Origin of the sequence: Bradyrhizobium sp. SZCCHNRI1029, assembly GCF_032487555.1 — a bacterium.
Classification (GTDB): domain Bacteria; phylum Pseudomonadota; class Alphaproteobacteria; order Rhizobiales; family Xanthobacteraceae; genus Bradyrhizobium.
Window position 1 is genome coordinate 264,567 of sequence record NZ_JAUEUK010000002.1, and the last position, 16,086, is coordinate 280,652.

Sequence of the window (16,086 nt, forward strand, 5' to 3'; positions counted from 1 at the left end):
GCTCTTACAAGGCGGAACTACAGCCGGAGAGCGATCATGTCCGACGCCATAGCGATTGCGCTTGTTGGCGAATTCACCCCTTCCTTCCTGCCTCACACCGCAACCAACGATGCGATTGAGCATGCTCGGCTGACGCTGGAGGGACGAATTACGGCGGAATGGATCTCAACCGTCCAGCTGGAGGCCGGGGCAGCCGAACAGCTTCGGCGTTTTGATGCGATCTGGATTGTTCCCGGGAGCCCATACAAGAGCCTTCTCGGAGCCATCAATGCAATTCGTTACGCGCGCGAGAGCGGCGTTCCGCTCTTGGGGACTTGCGGGGGCTGCCAGCACGTTGTGATCGAATACAGTCGCAATGTCATGGGCTTCGAAGACGCCGCGCACGCCGAATATGATCCCTACGCCTCCAACCTCTTCATCACACCATTATCGTGCTCGCTCGTGGGGCAGACGATGGAAGTCAAAATCGAGCCGGGCAGCCTCGCAGATGCGATCTACGGGGGGAAGAATCCACGCGAGCAGTACTACTGCAATTTCGGACTGAACCCGGAGCATCAGCAGAAGCTACATGACGCAGGATTGAGAATCATTGGCACGGACGCATCCGGCGAAGCGAGGATTCTGACTATCCCCGCGCATCGCTTCTTCATTGCTACTCTCTATGTACCTCAGCTGACTTCGAGCATCACCCAGCCTCACCCGGTGATCCTGGAGTTTATGAGGGCTGCGATGGAATCTAACCGATGAGGTGCGGTTCTCGCGATGTCGGCAATCCGTTCGACGCAATATCGTAAGGTGCGGCTCTGGTCTCTCCTCTCTTGCCAGAGGCTGAGACTCTGATCGCCGACAAGGGGCTATGACAGCGATGCCTTCCGAGCGGCTCTCGCTAAGCGAGGAATAGAGCCTTGCATTCCGTCGCGGGCTGGGCGCAGATCGCCCCTAACATATTGCAAATCCCTGTATCGGCAGCGTCACAAGGTCGAGAATATGTTCGCCGGACTTAAGGACTGGCGACGTCTCTCCATGCGTTACGACCGCTGCGCTCACACATTCTTCAGCGCCATCTGTATCGCGGCAACTGTTATCTTCTGGCTCGATCAATGAGTCCCGACCCTAATGCGTGTGGAGGTTGCGCCAACCACCACCGTCATTGCGAGCGAGCCGAAGCAATCCAGAGTCCTCGTGACGCCCTGGATTGCTTCGCTGCGCTCACAATGACGCGGCGAGACTGTGGGGCTTACTTCGACATCTTGCTCCACAGCCAGCGCGCCACCGCCTGCGGCGAGGACTCCGCGTCACTGCCGGAGGCGCGCAGATTGGCCTGCTGCATGGTCGCGATGTCGATGCGGCCGAGCAGCGGTCGTAACGCATCCTGCAACGCGCGGTCCTCGGCTCGCTTCGGCGACAGCAGCAGGATCGCGTCGTAAGGCGGGATCGCCTGCTTGGGATCGTCGAGCACGACGAGATCATATTTCGCAATCAGGCCGTCGCTGGTGTAGCCGGCGATGACGTCGACCTCGCCGGAGGCGGCCGCGGCATACATGAAGTCGGGCTGCATCTGGCGCTGGGCGCGGAAGGCGAGGCCATAGGCGTCGCGCAGGGCCGCCCATTCCGGGCGCGAGAAGAACTCGTAGTCGCCGGCGATCGACATCTCGCTGGCGTGGCGCGCGAGGTCGGCGATCGAGCGGATGCCGAGCGCCTCGGCCGTCTTGCGCGGCATCACCAGCGCGTAGGCATTCTCGAAGCCGAGCTCGCCGAGCAGGGTGACCTTCTCCTTGGCGAGATCCTGCTTCAGTGCATCGAGCAGCGCGGCGCGCGGCAACTGCTCCTTGTGGTGGAACTGGTTGGTCCACAGCGTGCCGGAGTAATCGACGTAGGCGTCGATGTCGCCGTTCTTCAGTGCCTCATAGATCACGCTGGAGCCAAGCCCGGCACGTGTCGTCGCCGAGAGACCGGCTGCCTGCAGCCGCTCGCTGATCAAGGCCGACAGCACATATTGCTCGGTAAACGTCTTGGCGCCGATCACGTAGCGTGCCGAGCCGCCGGCCAGCGAGGGCAGGAGACTCGCGCCGACCATGAGCGCGATGGTTGCGGTGCCAAGCCCGACACGGGCACGGCTGCGCCTGCGCAGGCCATCCTCGATCAGTGCCAGCAACTGATCGATGGCAAGCGCCAGTACGGCGGCGGCAATGCAGCCGAACACGACCAGCACCCAATTCTGGGTCTGCAAACCTGCAAAGATGTAGTTGCCGAGCGAGGTCTGGCCGATCGGCGTCGACAAGGTCGCGGTGCCGATCACCCACACCGCAGCGGTGCGGATGCCGGCCATGATCACCGGCAGCGCCAGCGGCAGCTCCACCATCGTCAGCGCCTGGCGCTCGGTCATCCCGACGCCTTTGGCGGCCTCGATCAGGCTTGCGTCGACGCCGTTCAGCCCGGTGATGGTATTGCGCAGCACCGGCAGCATCGAATACAGCGCCAGCGCCAGCATGGCCGGCAGGAAGCCGAAGGCCGAGAACGAGAGCCCGAACCAGCGCAAGGTGAGTGCCGTCAGCGCCAGGAGCAGCGGATAGAACAGCGCCAGCAGAGCCAGTCCCGGCACCGTCTGCACCACGCTGGCGACGCCGAGCAGCAGATTGCGCAGGGCAGGGCGATTGCGCGCGAGCAGCGCCAGCGGAAAGCTCACGGCAAGGCCGAGCGCCAGCGCGGCGAGGCTCACGCGCAGATGGCTGCCGAGATAATCCGTGAGATGCGACAGCGCCTCGGTGAAGCGTGGATCGGACAGTGCGCTCATACTGTGCCGCTTTCGGGCAGCAGCGCGGCCAGCCGCGCCGCCTGTCGGCGCGGCGTCGTCATCAGCTCCGTCACGTAGGGTTCACGGCTGGCCGCGAGCTCGGCCGGCGTGCCGATCTCGATCAGGCGTCCGCCGCGCATCACCGCGATGCGGTCGGCGAGCAGCAGCGCCTCGGTGATGTCGTGCGTGATCATGATCGTGGTCAGCGCGAACTGCTCATGCAGGGCGCGGTAGTCGCTGCCGAGCGCATCACGCGTCAGCGGATCGAGCGCGCCGAACGGCTCGTCCATCAGCACGATCTTCGGCCGCGCCGCGAGCGCGCGGGCGACGCCGACGCGCTGGCGCTGGCCGCCCGAGAGCTCGTGCGGCAGCCGGTCGCGATGCGCCTTGCGGTCGAGCCGCACGAGGTCGAGCAGCTCGTCGACACGGGCGGCGATCTCGTTCGCGGGCGTACCCAGCAGCCTGGGGGTGATGCCGATATTGGCGGCAACCGTCATGTGCGGAAACAGCGCCCCGTTCTGGAACACGGTGCCAACCCGGCGACGCAGGCTGACAGGATCGAGGCCGGCGATATCGTCGCCAGCAATCCGGATCGCGCCGCCGTCCAGCTCGATCAGGCGGTTGGTGAGCCGCAGCAATGTGGTCTTGCCCGAGCCGGAGCCGCCCACGATCGCCAGGAACTCACCCTCGGCGATCTCCAGCGAGACGCCGTCGACCGCGGTCACGGCGCCTGCCGGGCCGGGGAAACTCTTGCGGACGTTGGTGTAGACGATGAACGGCGTGCGCGGCATGCGGCCTTGCGGAATGTTGGCCTTAAGGTTGGCCTTGGGCTCAGTCAGACGACCTAGCACGTCCGGCCGCCGCGTTGAACTTCGCCGCGCAAGCGGCTAAGCCGTCCCGGCCATTCTCGGGGGAGGAACTTGGACGTGACGATGCCCACGGCCGCCGCGGTCGCGCTGGAGCGAACGACGGTGGCATTCCGTCTCGCCGGCGGACGCACCTACACCGCCGTCGAGACGGCGGATCTCAGCGTCGCCGATGGCGAGTTCGTCGCCATCGTCGGGCCGACCGGTTGCGGCAAATCCACCCTTCTCAACGTGGCGGCGGGACTGCTGAAGCCGGCCGCCGGCCATGTGCGCATCTTCGGCCAGCCTCTGGCCGGCCTCAATCGCGACGCCGGCTACCTGTTCCAGGCCGACGCGCTGTTCCCATGGAAGACCGCGCTGGAGAACGTCGCGATCGGGCTCGAGGTCGCGGGCACGCCGTCGAAGGATGCAGCCGCCAAGGCGCAGCAATGGCTGACCTCGGTCGGCCTCGGCGCATTCGGCAACCGCTATCCGCACATGCTGTCGGGCGGCCAGCGCAAGCGCGTGGGCCTCGCCCAGGTGCTGATCCGCAATCCGCGCATCATCCTGATGGACGAGCCGTTCGGGCCACTGGACGCGCAGACGCGGCAGATCATGGGCAATCTGCTGCTCGATCTCTGGAATGCCGACCGCAAGGCGGTGCTGTTCGTGACCCACGATCTCGAGGAGGCGATCGCGCTCGCCGACCGCGTCGTCATCATGTCGGCCGGCCCGGCCTCGCGCATCATCGGCGACTGGCGCGTGACCCTGCCGCGTCCGCGCGACATCTTCGAGGTGCGCATGAAGCACGAGTTCCACGAGCTGCACCGCGAGATCTGGCAGACGCTGAAGGCGGAGGTCGAGAAGACCTACAAGCAGGCGGAGGCGGTGTGATGGGAGCAGTGACTCGTTCGATCATGAGAGCCTCGCTGTTTCCACTTGGACAGTGCACTCCCTCCTCCACAAGGGGGGAGGGAGCGGAGCGGCGTGCGCGGCTCGCGCTTTGTCTCTGTCACCACGGGCGCGGAGTAGCGTAATGTCGCGTCTCGGTCTGCTCGCGCTGCAATTGCTGGTCGCGGTCGTCGCGATTGCGCTGTGGCAACTGCTCGCCAGCGTGCCCGTGTTCGGGCGCATCTGGCTTCCGCCGTTCTTCTTCTCGAACCCGGTCGACGTGTTCGCGCAGGTGATCAAATGGTTCGCCACCGGGGCCATCTGGAAGCATCTCGCGATCACCTTGTGGGAGTCGATCCTGGCGTTCGCGATCGGCTCGCTCGGCGGCGTGCTGGTCGGCTTCTGGTTCGCGCGCAAGCCGCTGGTCGCCGCCGTGTTCGATCCCTACGTCAAGATGGCCAATGCGCTGCCGCGCGTGGTGCTGGCGCCGATCTTCACGCTGTGGCTGGGGCTCGGCATCTGGTCCAAGGTCGCGCTCGGCGTGACCTTGGTGTTCTTCATCGTGTTCTTCAACGTCTATCAGGGCGTGAAGGAGGTCTCGACCGTGGTGCGCGACAACGCCCGCATGCTCGGCATGAGCGAGCGGCAACTGATGCGCCACGTCTATTGGCCGTCGGCGCTGTCGTGGATGTTCTCGTCGCTGCACACGTCGGTCGGCTTCGCCGTCGTCGGCGCTGTCGTCGGCGAATATCTCGGCTCCGCGGCCGGCCTCGGCTATCTGATCCAGCAGGCCGAAGGCATCTTCGACGTCGCCGGCGTCTTCGCCGGCATGTTCGTGCTGTCGGCATTCGTCATCCTGATCGACATCTGCGTCACGCTTGTGGAGCGGCGGCTGCTGGTGTGGCGGCCTGACGCCGCCGAGGGCCGATGATGGCCGGGCTGCTGCGCCACCCGCCGCTGTCGTCCCCGCGAAAGCGGGGACCCATAACCACAGGGCGGCGTTTGTGGCACGCGGGACGACCAGTCTTTTCCAACCGGAACATCACGCGGTATGGGTCCCTGCTTTCGCAGGGACGACAGCGGAGTTTTGGGCGGCCTTCTCAATCTACGCCGACATGCCCAACCTGACTGACAACATGAACGGAGGAAACACATGAACAAGATGTTGAGCCGGGTCACCGGCGCGCTGCTGGCGCTGACGTTGAGCACTGGTCTCGCCAGCGCTGCCACCAAGGTCACGATCGCAATCGGGGGCGGCGCCTGCCTGTGCTATCTGCCGACCGTGCTGGCCAAGCAGCTCGGCGAATACGAGAAGGCCGGGCTCGAGGTCGAGCTGGTCGACCTCAAGGGCGGCTCGGATGCGCTGAAGGCCGTGCTCGGCGGCAGCGCCGACGTCGTCTCCGGCTATTTCGATCACTGCGTCAATCTCGCGGCCAAGAAGCAGGAGATGCAGTCCTTCGTCGTCTACGACCGCTATCCCGGTCTCGTGCTGGTGGTGGCGCCGTCGCACAACAAGGAGATCAGCTCGGTCAAGGATCTCGCCGGCAAGAAGGTCGGCGTCAGCGCGCCGGGCTCCTCGACCGACTTCTTCCTGAAGTACATGCTGAAGAAGAACGGTCTCGATCCGTCGGGCACCGCGGTGATCGGCGTCGGTCTCGGCGCCACCGCGGTGGCCGCGATGGAGCAGGGCCAGATCGATGCGGCCGTCATGCTCGATCCCTCGGTCACCGTGCTGCAGGGCAAGCATCCGGACCTCAAGATCCTCAGCGATACCCGCACCCAGCACGACACGCTGGAGGTGTTCGGCGGCGAGTATCCCGGCGGCGCGCTGTATTCGACCGCGGCCTGGATCGCCGGCCATGACAAGGAGACGCAGGCGCTGACCAACGCCATCGTGGCGACGCTGGGCTGGATCCATTCGCACACGCCGGAGGAAATCATGGCGAAGATGCCGGAGGAACTCGTCGGCAAGGACAAGGCGCTGTATCTCGCGGCGCTCAAGAACACCATCCCGATGTACTCGCAGACCGGCAAGATGGATCCGAAGGGCGCCGACGCTGTGCTCGCCGTGTTCAGCACCGGCTCGCCCGATGTCGCCAAGGCCAATGTCGACGTCAGCAAGACCTTCACCAACAAGTTCGTTGAGCAGGCGAAGGGGGCGAAATAGCGGATGACGGACGTCGTCATCCACCGCGTCACCACGCTCGACCTCAAGGTCGAGCCGTGGGACTGGCCGTTCGCGAAACAGCGCCGCGACGACATCGCGGCGCATTTCGCCGAATGCCAGCGCGCCAGGCCGGGGCTGTGGAACGGCCGCGTGCTGCTCGGGCGCAACCCGCGCTTCGCGGATAGCCGGTTCACCGCGAGCTATTTCGAGACCGATTTCGCCAGCCTGCTGGCGTGGCGCGACTGGGGCTTTCCGGATCGCACCGCCTTCAACGGCTTCGGCATGGGCGCGCTGCGTGCCGCCGACGGCGCCTTCGTGCTCGGCGAGATGGGCGCGCATACCGCCAATGCCGGCCGGCTGTATTTTCCCGCCGGCACGCCGGATCTCGCCGACGTCAGCGACGGCGTGCTCGATCTCGCCGCCAACGTCGCGCGCGAGGTCGAGGAGGAGACGGGACTCGCGCCATCGGACTATCAGGCCGCGGCGCATTGGGACTGTGTCGTGACCGGCGCGTCGATCGCGCTGATGCGCGTGCTCGACGCCTCTGACATGGGCGAGGCTCTGCAGCGCCGCATCGAGGCCAACCTCGCGGCTCAGGACGAGCCGGAACTCTGCTCGATACGGCTGGTTCGAAGCCGGAATGATCTGACTGCGGCGATGCCGCGCTTCGTGACCGCCTTCCTCGAAACGCAATTCAGCCCAGGAGAGCCGTCCTCATGAGCAAGAAACCGCGCACGCTGGCCGATGAGCTCGATGGTTTCATCTCGCCGTTCCGGATCGATGGCGGGCACAAGTTTCACCTCAAATCGCACAAGACAAAGGTCAAGGGCGGCCTCGCCAAGGAGGAGGGCGAGGCGATCATCGAGCAGAATCGGACGCGGCTCGCCGATTTTCAGGAAAGGCTCTATGCACAGGACCGCTGGTCAGTGCTGGTGCTGCTGCAGGGCATGGACGCCTCCGGCAAGGACAGCGCGATCAAGAGCATCTTCGAGGGCGTCAATCCGCAGGGCTGCGAGGTCACCTCGTTCAAGCAGCCGACCTCCAAGGAGCTGGACCACGACTTCATGTGGCGCAGCGCCATCGCGCTCCCCGAGCGTGGCCGCATCGGCATCTTCAACCGTTCCTACTACGAGGAATGCCTGGTCACGCGGGTGCATCCGGAGATCCTCAAGGCCGAGAAGCTGCCGCCGAGGCTGGTCACCAAGAACATCTGGCGCGAGCGCTTCGAGGACATCTGCGCCTTCGAGCGTTACTTGTCGCGCAACGGCACCGTGATCCTGAAGTTCTTCCTCAACATCTCCAAGGAGGAGCAGCGCGCGCGCTTCCTCGACCGGCTGGAGGAGCCGGCGAAGAACTGGAAGTTCTCGATGGGCGACATCACCGAGCGCGCGAAGTGGCATCGCTACCAGGCGGTCTATCAGGACATCGTGCGCCACACCTCGACGCCCTACGCGCCGTGGCACGTCGTTCCGGCCGACCACAAATGGTTCGCCCGTGTCGTCATCGGCTCGACCATCGTCGCCGCGCTGGAAAGCCTGGATCTGCACTTCCCGCGCGTCGATGCCGGCTCGCGCGAGGAGTTCAAGGCGGTGCGCAAGGCGCTCGAGAGCGAAGCCAAGGGCGGGAAGAAAGGGTGAGGGCGTAAGGCGCGGGCTGAGGCGAGAAGCCGAGGTGCACCTGCACTCTCTCGTCATTCCGGGGCGCGCGCAGCGCGAGCCCGGAATCCATAACCCCGATCGCCTGCGAGGGAGCAAGGTCCGTGCAACAGCGCGCCGTTGTCACCAACGACCGCCTGTGGCGATGGATTCCGGGCTCGCGCTGCGCGCGCCCCGGAATGACGGCGGAGAGAGCGGTTGACCTGCGTTAGCTTCGAGCGTGAGACCTGAGCCTCACGCCGCGCCGGCTTGGCGCATCTCGTCGTCCACCGCGAGGAATCGCTGCGTGAAATCCGCCGCCGGCATCGGCTTGCCGAAGTGATAGCCTTGGCCCTGCTCGCAGCCGAGCCGCAGCAGGAACTCGGCCGTCGCCGCGTTCTCGATGCCCTCGGCGATCACGGACAGCCCGAGCTGCTTGCTCAGGCTGACCGTCGAGCCGACGATGGCCGCGTCGTCGGCCTGGGTCAGCACGTCGCGCACGAAGGAGCGGTCGATCTTCAGGCCGTCGAGCGGGAATTTCTTCAGGTAGCTCAGGCTCGCATAGCCGGTGCCGAAATCGTCGAACACCAGGCTGACGCCGAGCGCCTGCAGCCGGTTGAACGTCTGCAGCACGCCGGGTTCGTCGTGCAGCAGGATGTCCTCGGTGACTTCGAGCTCGAGCAGGCGCGGCGACAGGCCGGTCGACGTGAGCAGCTTGCTGACGAAGGCCGCGAGGTCGCCGGACTGGAACTGGGACGGCGAGAGGTTGACGCCGACGCGGATGTCGTGGCCGGCGAGCTGCCACTCCCGCGCCTGCCGGCAGGCGGTCGCCATGACCCAGGTCGCGACCGCCTCGGACAGATGCGAGGTGTTGACGACCGGAATGAAATCACCGGGAGGCACGAGGCCGCGCGTCGGGTGGCGCCAGCGGATCAGCGCCTCGGCGCCGATCACACGGCCGCTCAACAGCTCCACTTGCGGCTGGTAGAACAGCTCGAATTCGTTCCGCTCGACGGCGAGCGCAAGCTCGGCCTCCAGCGTCAATCTCTGCTCGAGCTCGTGGCGGATGGCGCTCTCGAACAGCACGTGGCTGCCCCGCCGGTCCATCTTGGCGCGACAGAGGGCAAGGTGGGCATTGCTGAGCAGCTCGTCTGCCGAGTGCCCGCCCTCGGGATGCACCGCGATGCCGAGGGTGACCTTGACGCGCTGCTGGCGCGTGCCCGCGTCCAGCGGCGCCTCGAACAAATGCGACAGATGATCGGCGAGCTCGGCCACGGTGCCGCCGACGGCCGAGCAGGGAATGGCGACGGCGAACTCGTCGCCGCTGAGCCGGGCGACACGGCCCATGCCGCCGATCTCGGTGCGGAGCCGGTCGGCCGCCGCGCGCAAGACACTGTCGCCGTAGGCGTGGCCAAGCGTGTCGTTGATGCGCTGGAAGGCATCGAGCCCGATCACCAGCAGCGCGACCTGGTCGGCCGCGGCATCCGCGGTCTCGATCATGGCGGCGAGCTCGCTCTGCAGCGTGTTGCGGTTGACCAGGCCGGTCAGCGTGTCGTGCTCGGCGAGGTAACGAATGCGCTCCGCCTTGCGCTTGCGCACCGAGACGTCGCGCAGGATCACGCCATATTGCAGGCCGTCGGCGCCCTGCCAGGCGGAGAAGCTCGCCTCGACCGGAAACACCTCGCCGTCCTTGCGGCGGCCGTCGAACTCGATCGTGGCTCCGCCGGGCAGCAACGTCGCCGGCAGCGCCGCCTCCTGCTGCGGAAACAGGTCATGCGTATCGCTGCCGTCGGCGCGCAGGCGCGCGAAGGGCTGGCCGATGATCTCGTCGGCGCCATAGCCAAAGATCGCGACAGCTCCCGGATTCCACACCGTGATGCGCCGGTCGCGGTCGGTACAGACCAGCCCGTCGCCGATCGACATCGCGATTCGCTCGAAACGGCTCTCGGCGACGTGCCGCAGCAGGCCGCGGAAGTCGATCTCGTCGAGGGCAGTGGCCGCGAGATAGGCGACTAGCGCGATCTGCAGCAGCGAGGTGTCGAGCACCAGGGCGTAGCGGTCGTGCAGCAGCAGCGCCACGGCCTCGATCAGGACGCTGATCATGGCGATCAGCAGCGCGCGCCGCGCCGCCGAGAGGTGCCGCCAGCTCGCCAGCATGATGATGACGATCAGCAGCAGGCCGCCTACGGCGGCCGTCGTCGACGTCGACAGCAGGGTGCGGTGCTGAATGATGGACTCGGCCGCCAGCGCCTGCAGCATGACGCCGGGCAGAACGCGGCCGTTCGGCACGCTGTAATAGTCACCGAGCTCGATGGCGGTCGCGCCGACGATCACCCGCTTGTCCTTGAGCCTGGACAGCGCCGCCGCGTCGCCGCGGACGACGTCGACATACGAGACCCGGGGCAGCGACGACAGATCGATGCCGTAGTCGACCAGGAAAGAGCTGTCCTTGACCGCATCGCTGCCGGCGAGGAACGCACCCATGGATTGCAGGAAAGTTTTCGCGCCGCCGGTCTCGCTATATTCGCCGAAAGCGTAGCTTCTGACGCGGCCATCGCGCGCCACTTCGATGTTCACGAAGGCCGACCATGCGAGCTGCTCGAACTGCGGCAGCGGCCGGTTGAGGTGAATGGCGGTGTCCTTCCCCGCCGCAGCGAGCTGCCTGAAGGTGGGCAGCACGACCGAGCTCTTGGCATTCTGGAGCGCGGTCAGGAAGGCCTGATCGCCGGCCGCGTCGGACGGCGTGCTGAAATCCACGTCGAAGGCGACGTCGCGGACGCCGGCCCGCTGCAACTGCTCGAGCAGATGCGCATGCTGGGTCCGCGGCCACGGCCAGACGCCGATGGCTTCGATCGAGCGCGGGTCGATCGCGACGACCGCGATCTCGCCGCTGGCGGGGCGATTGTCGAGGCGTAAGCGCAGATCGACGAGGGCGTTGCTCAACAACTCGTGGCTGCCGGACAGGCCGACCGTCAGCAGCGCGACGACCACCAGAATATGCGGCATGAACCGCCTGAGCATGCCCTCTCCCGAATGTCTGCGTGCCACGTTGACGCCCGCGTTCGTGATCCCAACTTCATCCCGCTCCGACCGCAGAGCCATGGAACCCTGCAAGCCCGCGCTCCCCCATGACGACGCATGACGCAGGCGTTACGCTCGATCGGGACTCCCTAATTCTTGCTGTGGCCGTAAGCGTGGGCATTGCCGTTGCCATGATTGCCATTGCCATGGTCGCCGCTGTTGCCGTTACCGTTGCCGCTATTTCCGTTACCGCTATTTCCGTTACCGCTGTTACCGTTGCCGCTGTTGCCCTGGCCGTTGTTGCCGTTGCCACTTCCGCCATTGTTGCTGCCGCGGCTGCTACCGTTGGCATTGCCGTTGCCGGCGTCGCCATTTCCGGCGGCATTGGCGCTGGCGGATCCGCTTGGCGAACCGACCGCCGCGGTGACGGCGGCTGCGATCGAGGAATCTCCCGACGTGCCGCTTGCGGTGGCCGAGTTGCCCGTCGCATTGCCGCTGTTGCCGCGCGCATCATTCCAGGCGGTGCTTCGCCCTCCACCGGCGGCCGGCGTGTGGGCGCCGTGGGCGAGGCCGCGTGTCGCCTTCTGGATGTTCAGGTTGACCTCGCCGATCGATGACGAGATCCGCACCACGCCGGGCTTCGCGCTGTCGAAGCCGGCCGCAGAATGCTGCCGAGCGGCGACCGTTGTGCCGGGGCGCGCGGCCGGGCCGTCGGCGTTCAGCGCGTGGATCACGCTGCCCTTGGCCTCGCGCGGCGCCTGCAGGCCGTCGCGCGGCACCGGAACACGATCGATCGTGGAGGCGCGCGGGCGGCCCTGCTCGATCGGGCTGAAGGTGCCGGCGCCGGACAGGCTCAGGCCGGCGCGGCCGGTCGCAAAGGCGGTGGCGGCCTGGCCGGGCATCACCTGGGCGATCTGCCCGCTCTTGAAATCCGACACCTGCACCTGGCCGCGGCTGACCTCGACCTTGGTGCTGCGGCCGCTGATCGTGACGCTGAACTGCGTGCCCTTCACGACGGCGGCGAGATAGGGCGTCTCGACCTCGAAATGCTGGACATTGCGCTTCTCGACGTCGAGCAGAATCGAGCCGGCGCGCTGCAGGATGGTCGTCGCCATGCCGTCCTTGGGCGCGGCGGGCAGGCCGACTTCGGAGTTCGGCGCGATCACGATCGTCTCGGCGCCGCGGGTCAGGCGGACGCGGCCGGTCGGCCCGGTGCGGATCGTATCGCCTGGCTTCAGCGGGTCCTCGCGACCGAGCGACACCTGCGCTGCGCCCTGGGTGGTGACCCAGACCTCACCGGACGATTTGCTCACCAGCCACGGCTCACCGTCGGCCGCCAATGCGGCCGGCATCGCACCGAAAAGGCACGCGGCGATCAGTCCCGGTATCAGGAAGCGCTTGGATGACATGGCACGAACTCGCATCGTTGGCGGCTTTTGAAACTAATCGAAATGTTTCAAGAGACCCTTAGGAGTTGCAGCCGTGTTTTCCTCACGCATTTACGCTTCGTTGACCTTAACAAACTAAAAACGAGGCATGCGCGCTGGTTGTGTCGACGGAACTGGGAGGACTGCGGGTTGGCGCGACTTCGCGGCCGTACCGCACGGCTCGCGACGGCTGCATGGAACCGCGATCGCCGCCGGCATTTCCCTGTCGGCGTTGCTGTTTGCAGCGACGGCCCATGCGCAGCAGGTCGGCCAGCCGGGCTTCGATCCGCGGCAGACCGAGCGATATTTCGACGAGCAGCAGTCGCGGTCGACGCAGCCGCCGCCGCGGCCACGTGCGCCGCAATTCGCGCCCCAGGGCGGCGGCGATCGCAAGCCCCTGTTCACCATGCGCGGTGTCACGCTGACGGGGGCGTCCGCGCTGCCCGCCGAGCAACTCGCCGCGAGCTATCAGCCCTATCTCGGCAAGCCGGTGTCGCAGGCCGACCTCGCGGCGATCACGACCGCGATCAGCGATCAGTACCGCGCCGCCGGCTACCATCTCAGCCGTGCGATCATACCGCCGCAGGACATCCATGATGGCCGGGTGCGCATCCAGATCATCGAAGGCAGCATCACCGAGGTGACCTTGAAGGGCGCCGGCGCGGAAGAGTTCGGCATCAGGCCGATGCTCGGCCCCGTGCTGGCCGAGCAGCCGTCCCGGCTCGCGACACTGGAGCGGCAGTTGCTGCTGATCAACGGCCGCGGCGGCGTCCGTCTGGTCGATTCCGCGCTGGAGGAGATCGGCGGCACCACCGGTCGGTTCCGCCTGGTGATCGAGCTGCAGACCTGGCACGTCTACGGCTTCGCTGGCGTCGACAATCTCGGCTCGTCGACCGTCGGTCCCTGGCAGAACTACGCCACGGCCGCCTTCAATTCCTATCTGCTGCCGGGCGACACGCTCACCGCCAACCTGTCGACGACGCCGGGAGATCCGCGCCAGCTCGCGTTCGGCCGGCTGTCCTATGAGGTGCCGGTCGGCACCGACGGCGCCTATGTCGGCGCCTCCGCGCTGTACAGCGAGGTCCGGCCGGGCGACCGGAGACGGCTGTTCAACGACAACACGGTGACCGAGACGCTCGAGCTGCGCGGCGGCCTCGTGCCGATCCAGTCGCAGCGCGCCTCGCTGAAGCTGAATCTCGCGGCCGCCTTCAGCGACGTGACCGAGCGCGACCTGTTCGGCATCTGGTATCGCGATCGCATCCGGACGCTGACCTTCACCGCCGACTACCGCTGGAAGGATGATGTCGGCGGCGACAGCTACCTGACGCTGGCCTACCGGCAGGGCCTGAACGCGTTCGGGGCGACGCCGCTCGACGATCCCCTCGCGTCGCGCGCCGGCGCCTCGCCGAGCTTCTCGGTCTTCAACGGCTGGTTCGCGCGCTATCAGACCTTGTCCGAGGCGTGGTCGCTGAAGCTCGCCGCCGCCGGCCAGCTCGCCTCGGGTCCGCTGTACAATTCGCAGCAGTTCTATCTCGGCGGCCTCGCCTATGGCCGCGGCTATGGCAGCGCCGAGATCAGCGGCGACAATGGCGTCGCCGGCACGTTCGAGGTCCGCTTCGAGCAGAAACCGAACTGGCAGTATCTCACGAGCTATCAGCTCTACAGCTTCTTCGATGCCGGGCTCGCCTGGAACGACGGCTTCCGGCCGTCCGACGGAGTGGCGCTGACCTCGGCGGGTGCCGGGGTGCGCTTTACCTTCCCGAACGACTGGCGCGCCGATCTCGGCGTCGCCGCGCCGCTCAGCTATCGCGCGCCGGGCAACACGACGCGCAGCGCGCGTCTGCTGCTGACGCTGTCGAGCGTGCTGAAGCTGTGCCCGCAGCGCGGGCAGGGGCCGTGCATTTGAGGCCCTCGGCGGCGGTCAGACCGGCTTGCCTTGGCCGTGGAACAGCCGGCCCTTCTCGGTGATCAGCACGATGACGAGCGCGCTCGACGTGCAGGCCAGGAAGCCCGCGGCGAACGGCAATGCCGTGCCGTCGAACGCCTGGCCGACGACGGCGCCGGCGGCCATGCCGAGCAGGGTCGTGATCGAGCCGTAGAGCGAAGATGCGGTGCCGGCATTGGCGCGCTGCGGCTCCATCGCCAGCGCGGTGAAGTTCGCGAACATCAGGCCGAACGAGAACATCATGCCGGCCGACAGCAGCATGAACAGCCACAGCGGCAGCGTGCCGAGGATCGCCGCGCTGAAGCAGGCCAGCGCGATGACGACGCTGCCGACCAGCGCGCCGTGCGAGATCATGCGCATGCCGAGCCGCCCGACGAGGCGGGCGTTGAGGAAGCCGGCCACCGCGATGGTCACCGCGATCGCCGCGAAGGCGAGCGGGAAGTAGTGGCCGAGATGATAGACGCCGGTGAACAGTTGCTGCGAGGACAGGACATAGCCGAGCACGGCGCCGAAGATGCCGCTCGCCGCGAGCGCATAGCCCAGCGTCTGACGATTGGTGAGGGTGTTGCGGAAGGCCCCGACGATCTCTTTGACCGAGAACGGCTTGCGCTCGCTCTCCGGCAGCGTCTCGGGCAGTCGTGCGGCGGTCCACAGCAGCGTGACGATGCCGTACAAGGTCAGCACGACGAAGATGCCGCGCCACTGCGTCAGCAGCATCACCGCCTGGCCGAATGACGGCGCGATCACGGGAATGGCGATGAACACCATCATCGCCAGCGAGACGACGCTCGCCATGCGGCGGCCGGCGTAGCAGTCGCGCACGATCGAGGTCGCGATCACCCGCGTCGCCGCGGTGCCGAGGCCTTCCAGCGCGCGCGCCAGCAGCAGCATCTCGAAGGACGGCGCGGCGATCGCGAACAGGCTGGCGACCGCATACAGCACCATGCCGCCGATCAGCACCGGGCGCCGGCCGAAGCTGTCGGACAGCGGGCCGATCACGAACTGGCCGAGACCGAAGCCTATGACGAACGCCGTCAGCACCGTCTGTAGCCGGTTGGCGACGTCGATATGGAACGAGGCGCCGATGTTCGGCAGCGCCGGCAGCATCATGTCCATCGCCAGCGGATTGAGCGCCATGATCGCCGCGACCACGATGACGAATTCGGTGAAGCCCATCGGCCGGTGGCGGACGATCTCGATGGTGTCGGCACTGGTATCAGCCAAGGCGCGGGCCTTCCATGGTGTTGGGAATGCGGGAGAGATCACCGATAAGTATCGGGTTTGCTGCGTCGCACAAGGCGTGTTTCGGAATGGCTGGTCACCGGCGCCGGCGCTTTCGCGATTGTGACCGGTTGTGACCCG

At 66.5% G+C, this 16,086-nt stretch carries 12 protein-coding genes and 1 pseudogene; 8 read left to right on the top strand and 5 right to left on the bottom strand.

Features of this window, described 5'->3' with window-relative positions:
* Positions 1–36 precede the first annotated feature (36 nt).
* Together QW861_RS06840 and QW861_RS33975 are read left to right on the top strand one after the other, a co-directional pair.
* On the top strand, positions 37–747 hold the full coding sequence (locus tag QW861_RS06840; RefSeq protein ID WP_315752753.1) for a glutamine amidotransferase-related protein: 711 nt from the start codon (positions 37–39) through the stop codon (positions 745–747).
* Between the two features lie 114 nt (positions 748–861).
* A pseudogene (locus QW861_RS33975) lies at positions 862–1,104 on the top strand (transposase); the annotation flags it as partial.
* Between the two features lie 133 nt (positions 1,105–1,237).
* On the opposite strand, the gene QW861_RS06845 reads toward QW861_RS33975, so the two are convergent.
* Both QW861_RS06845 and QW861_RS06850 read right to left on the bottom strand, forming a co-directional pair.
* Positions 1,238–2,794 (bottom strand): glycine betaine ABC transporter substrate-binding protein, encoded by a 1,557-nt coding sequence (locus QW861_RS06845; protein WP_315752754.1) that lies wholly within the window; start codon positions 2,792–2,794, stop codon positions 1,238–1,240.
* Positions 2,791–3,585 carry an ATP-binding cassette domain-containing protein gene (locus QW861_RS06850; protein WP_315752896.1) on the bottom strand — a complete coding sequence of 265 codons (795 nt, stop codon included), beginning with the start codon at positions 3,583–3,585 and terminating at the stop codon, positions 2,791–2,793. Before QW861_RS06850 ends, QW861_RS06845 begins: the two co-directional genes overlap by 4 nt.
* Positions 3,586–3,726: 141 nt before the next feature.
* Here QW861_RS06850 and QW861_RS06855 point away from each other — a divergent pair, with 141 nt between their 5' ends.
* The 5 genes from QW861_RS06855 to QW861_RS06875 all read left to right on the top strand — a co-directional run bounded on the left by QW861_RS06855 (position 3,727) and on the right by QW861_RS06875 (position 8,334).
* Positions 3,727–4,533 carry an ABC transporter ATP-binding protein gene (locus tag QW861_RS06855; RefSeq protein ID WP_409997663.1) on the top strand — a complete coding sequence of 269 codons (807 nt, stop codon included), beginning with the start codon at positions 3,727–3,729 and terminating at the stop codon, positions 4,531–4,533.
* 142 nt (positions 4,534–4,675) lie between these two features.
* Positions 4,676–5,461: an ABC transporter permease gene (locus QW861_RS06860; RefSeq protein ID WP_315713329.1), complete on the top strand. Its 786-nt coding sequence runs from the start codon at positions 4,676–4,678 to the stop codon at positions 5,459–5,461.
* A 222-nt stretch (positions 5,462–5,683) separates the two neighbouring features.
* Complete coding sequence (locus tag QW861_RS06865; RefSeq protein WP_315713327.1) at positions 5,684–6,697, top strand: ABC transporter substrate-binding protein; 1,014 nt, start codon at positions 5,684–5,686, stop codon at positions 6,695–6,697.
* Positions 6,698–6,700: 3 nt separating this feature from the next.
* A complete protein-coding gene (locus QW861_RS06870) occupies positions 6,701–7,417 on the top strand; it encodes an NUDIX hydrolase (RefSeq protein ID WP_315713325.1) in 717 nt (238 codons plus the stop codon).
* The gene (locus QW861_RS06875) at positions 7,414–8,334 is read left to right on the top strand and encodes a polyphosphate kinase 2 family protein (RefSeq protein WP_315713323.1); all 921 of its coding nucleotides are present in this window, start codon (positions 7,414–7,416) and stop codon (positions 8,332–8,334) included. The genes QW861_RS06870 and QW861_RS06875 overlap by 4 nt, the downstream gene beginning before the upstream one ends.
* Before the next feature lie 252 nt (positions 8,335–8,586).
* Here QW861_RS06875 and QW861_RS06880 read toward each other — a convergent pair whose 3' ends face one another.
* A complete protein-coding gene (locus QW861_RS06880; protein ID WP_316192851.1) occupies positions 8,587–11,352 on the bottom strand; it encodes an EAL domain-containing protein in 2,766 nt (921 codons plus the stop codon).
* Between the two features lie 149 nt (positions 11,353–11,501).
* Positions 11,502–12,761 carry a FecR family protein gene (locus tag QW861_RS06885; RefSeq protein ID WP_316192852.1) on the bottom strand — a complete coding sequence of 420 codons (1,260 nt, stop codon included), beginning with the start codon at positions 12,759–12,761 and terminating at the stop codon, positions 11,502–11,504.
* 127 nt (positions 12,762–12,888) lie between these two features.
* Between QW861_RS06885 and QW861_RS06890 the strand changes: the two genes are divergently transcribed.
* Positions 12,889–14,685, top strand: coding sequence for a ShlB/FhaC/HecB family hemolysin secretion/activation protein (locus QW861_RS06890; RefSeq protein ID WP_316192853.1), 1,797 nt, complete (start codon positions 12,889–12,891; stop codon positions 14,683–14,685).
* A gap of 15 nt (positions 14,686–14,700) precedes the next feature.
* Here the strand turns inward: QW861_RS06890 and QW861_RS06895 are convergent, their stop codons facing one another.
* Complete coding sequence (locus tag QW861_RS06895; RefSeq protein WP_316174216.1) at positions 14,701–15,948, bottom strand: multidrug effflux MFS transporter; 1,248 nt, start codon at positions 15,946–15,948, stop codon at positions 14,701–14,703.
* Positions 15,949–16,086: the final 138 nt, after the last annotated feature.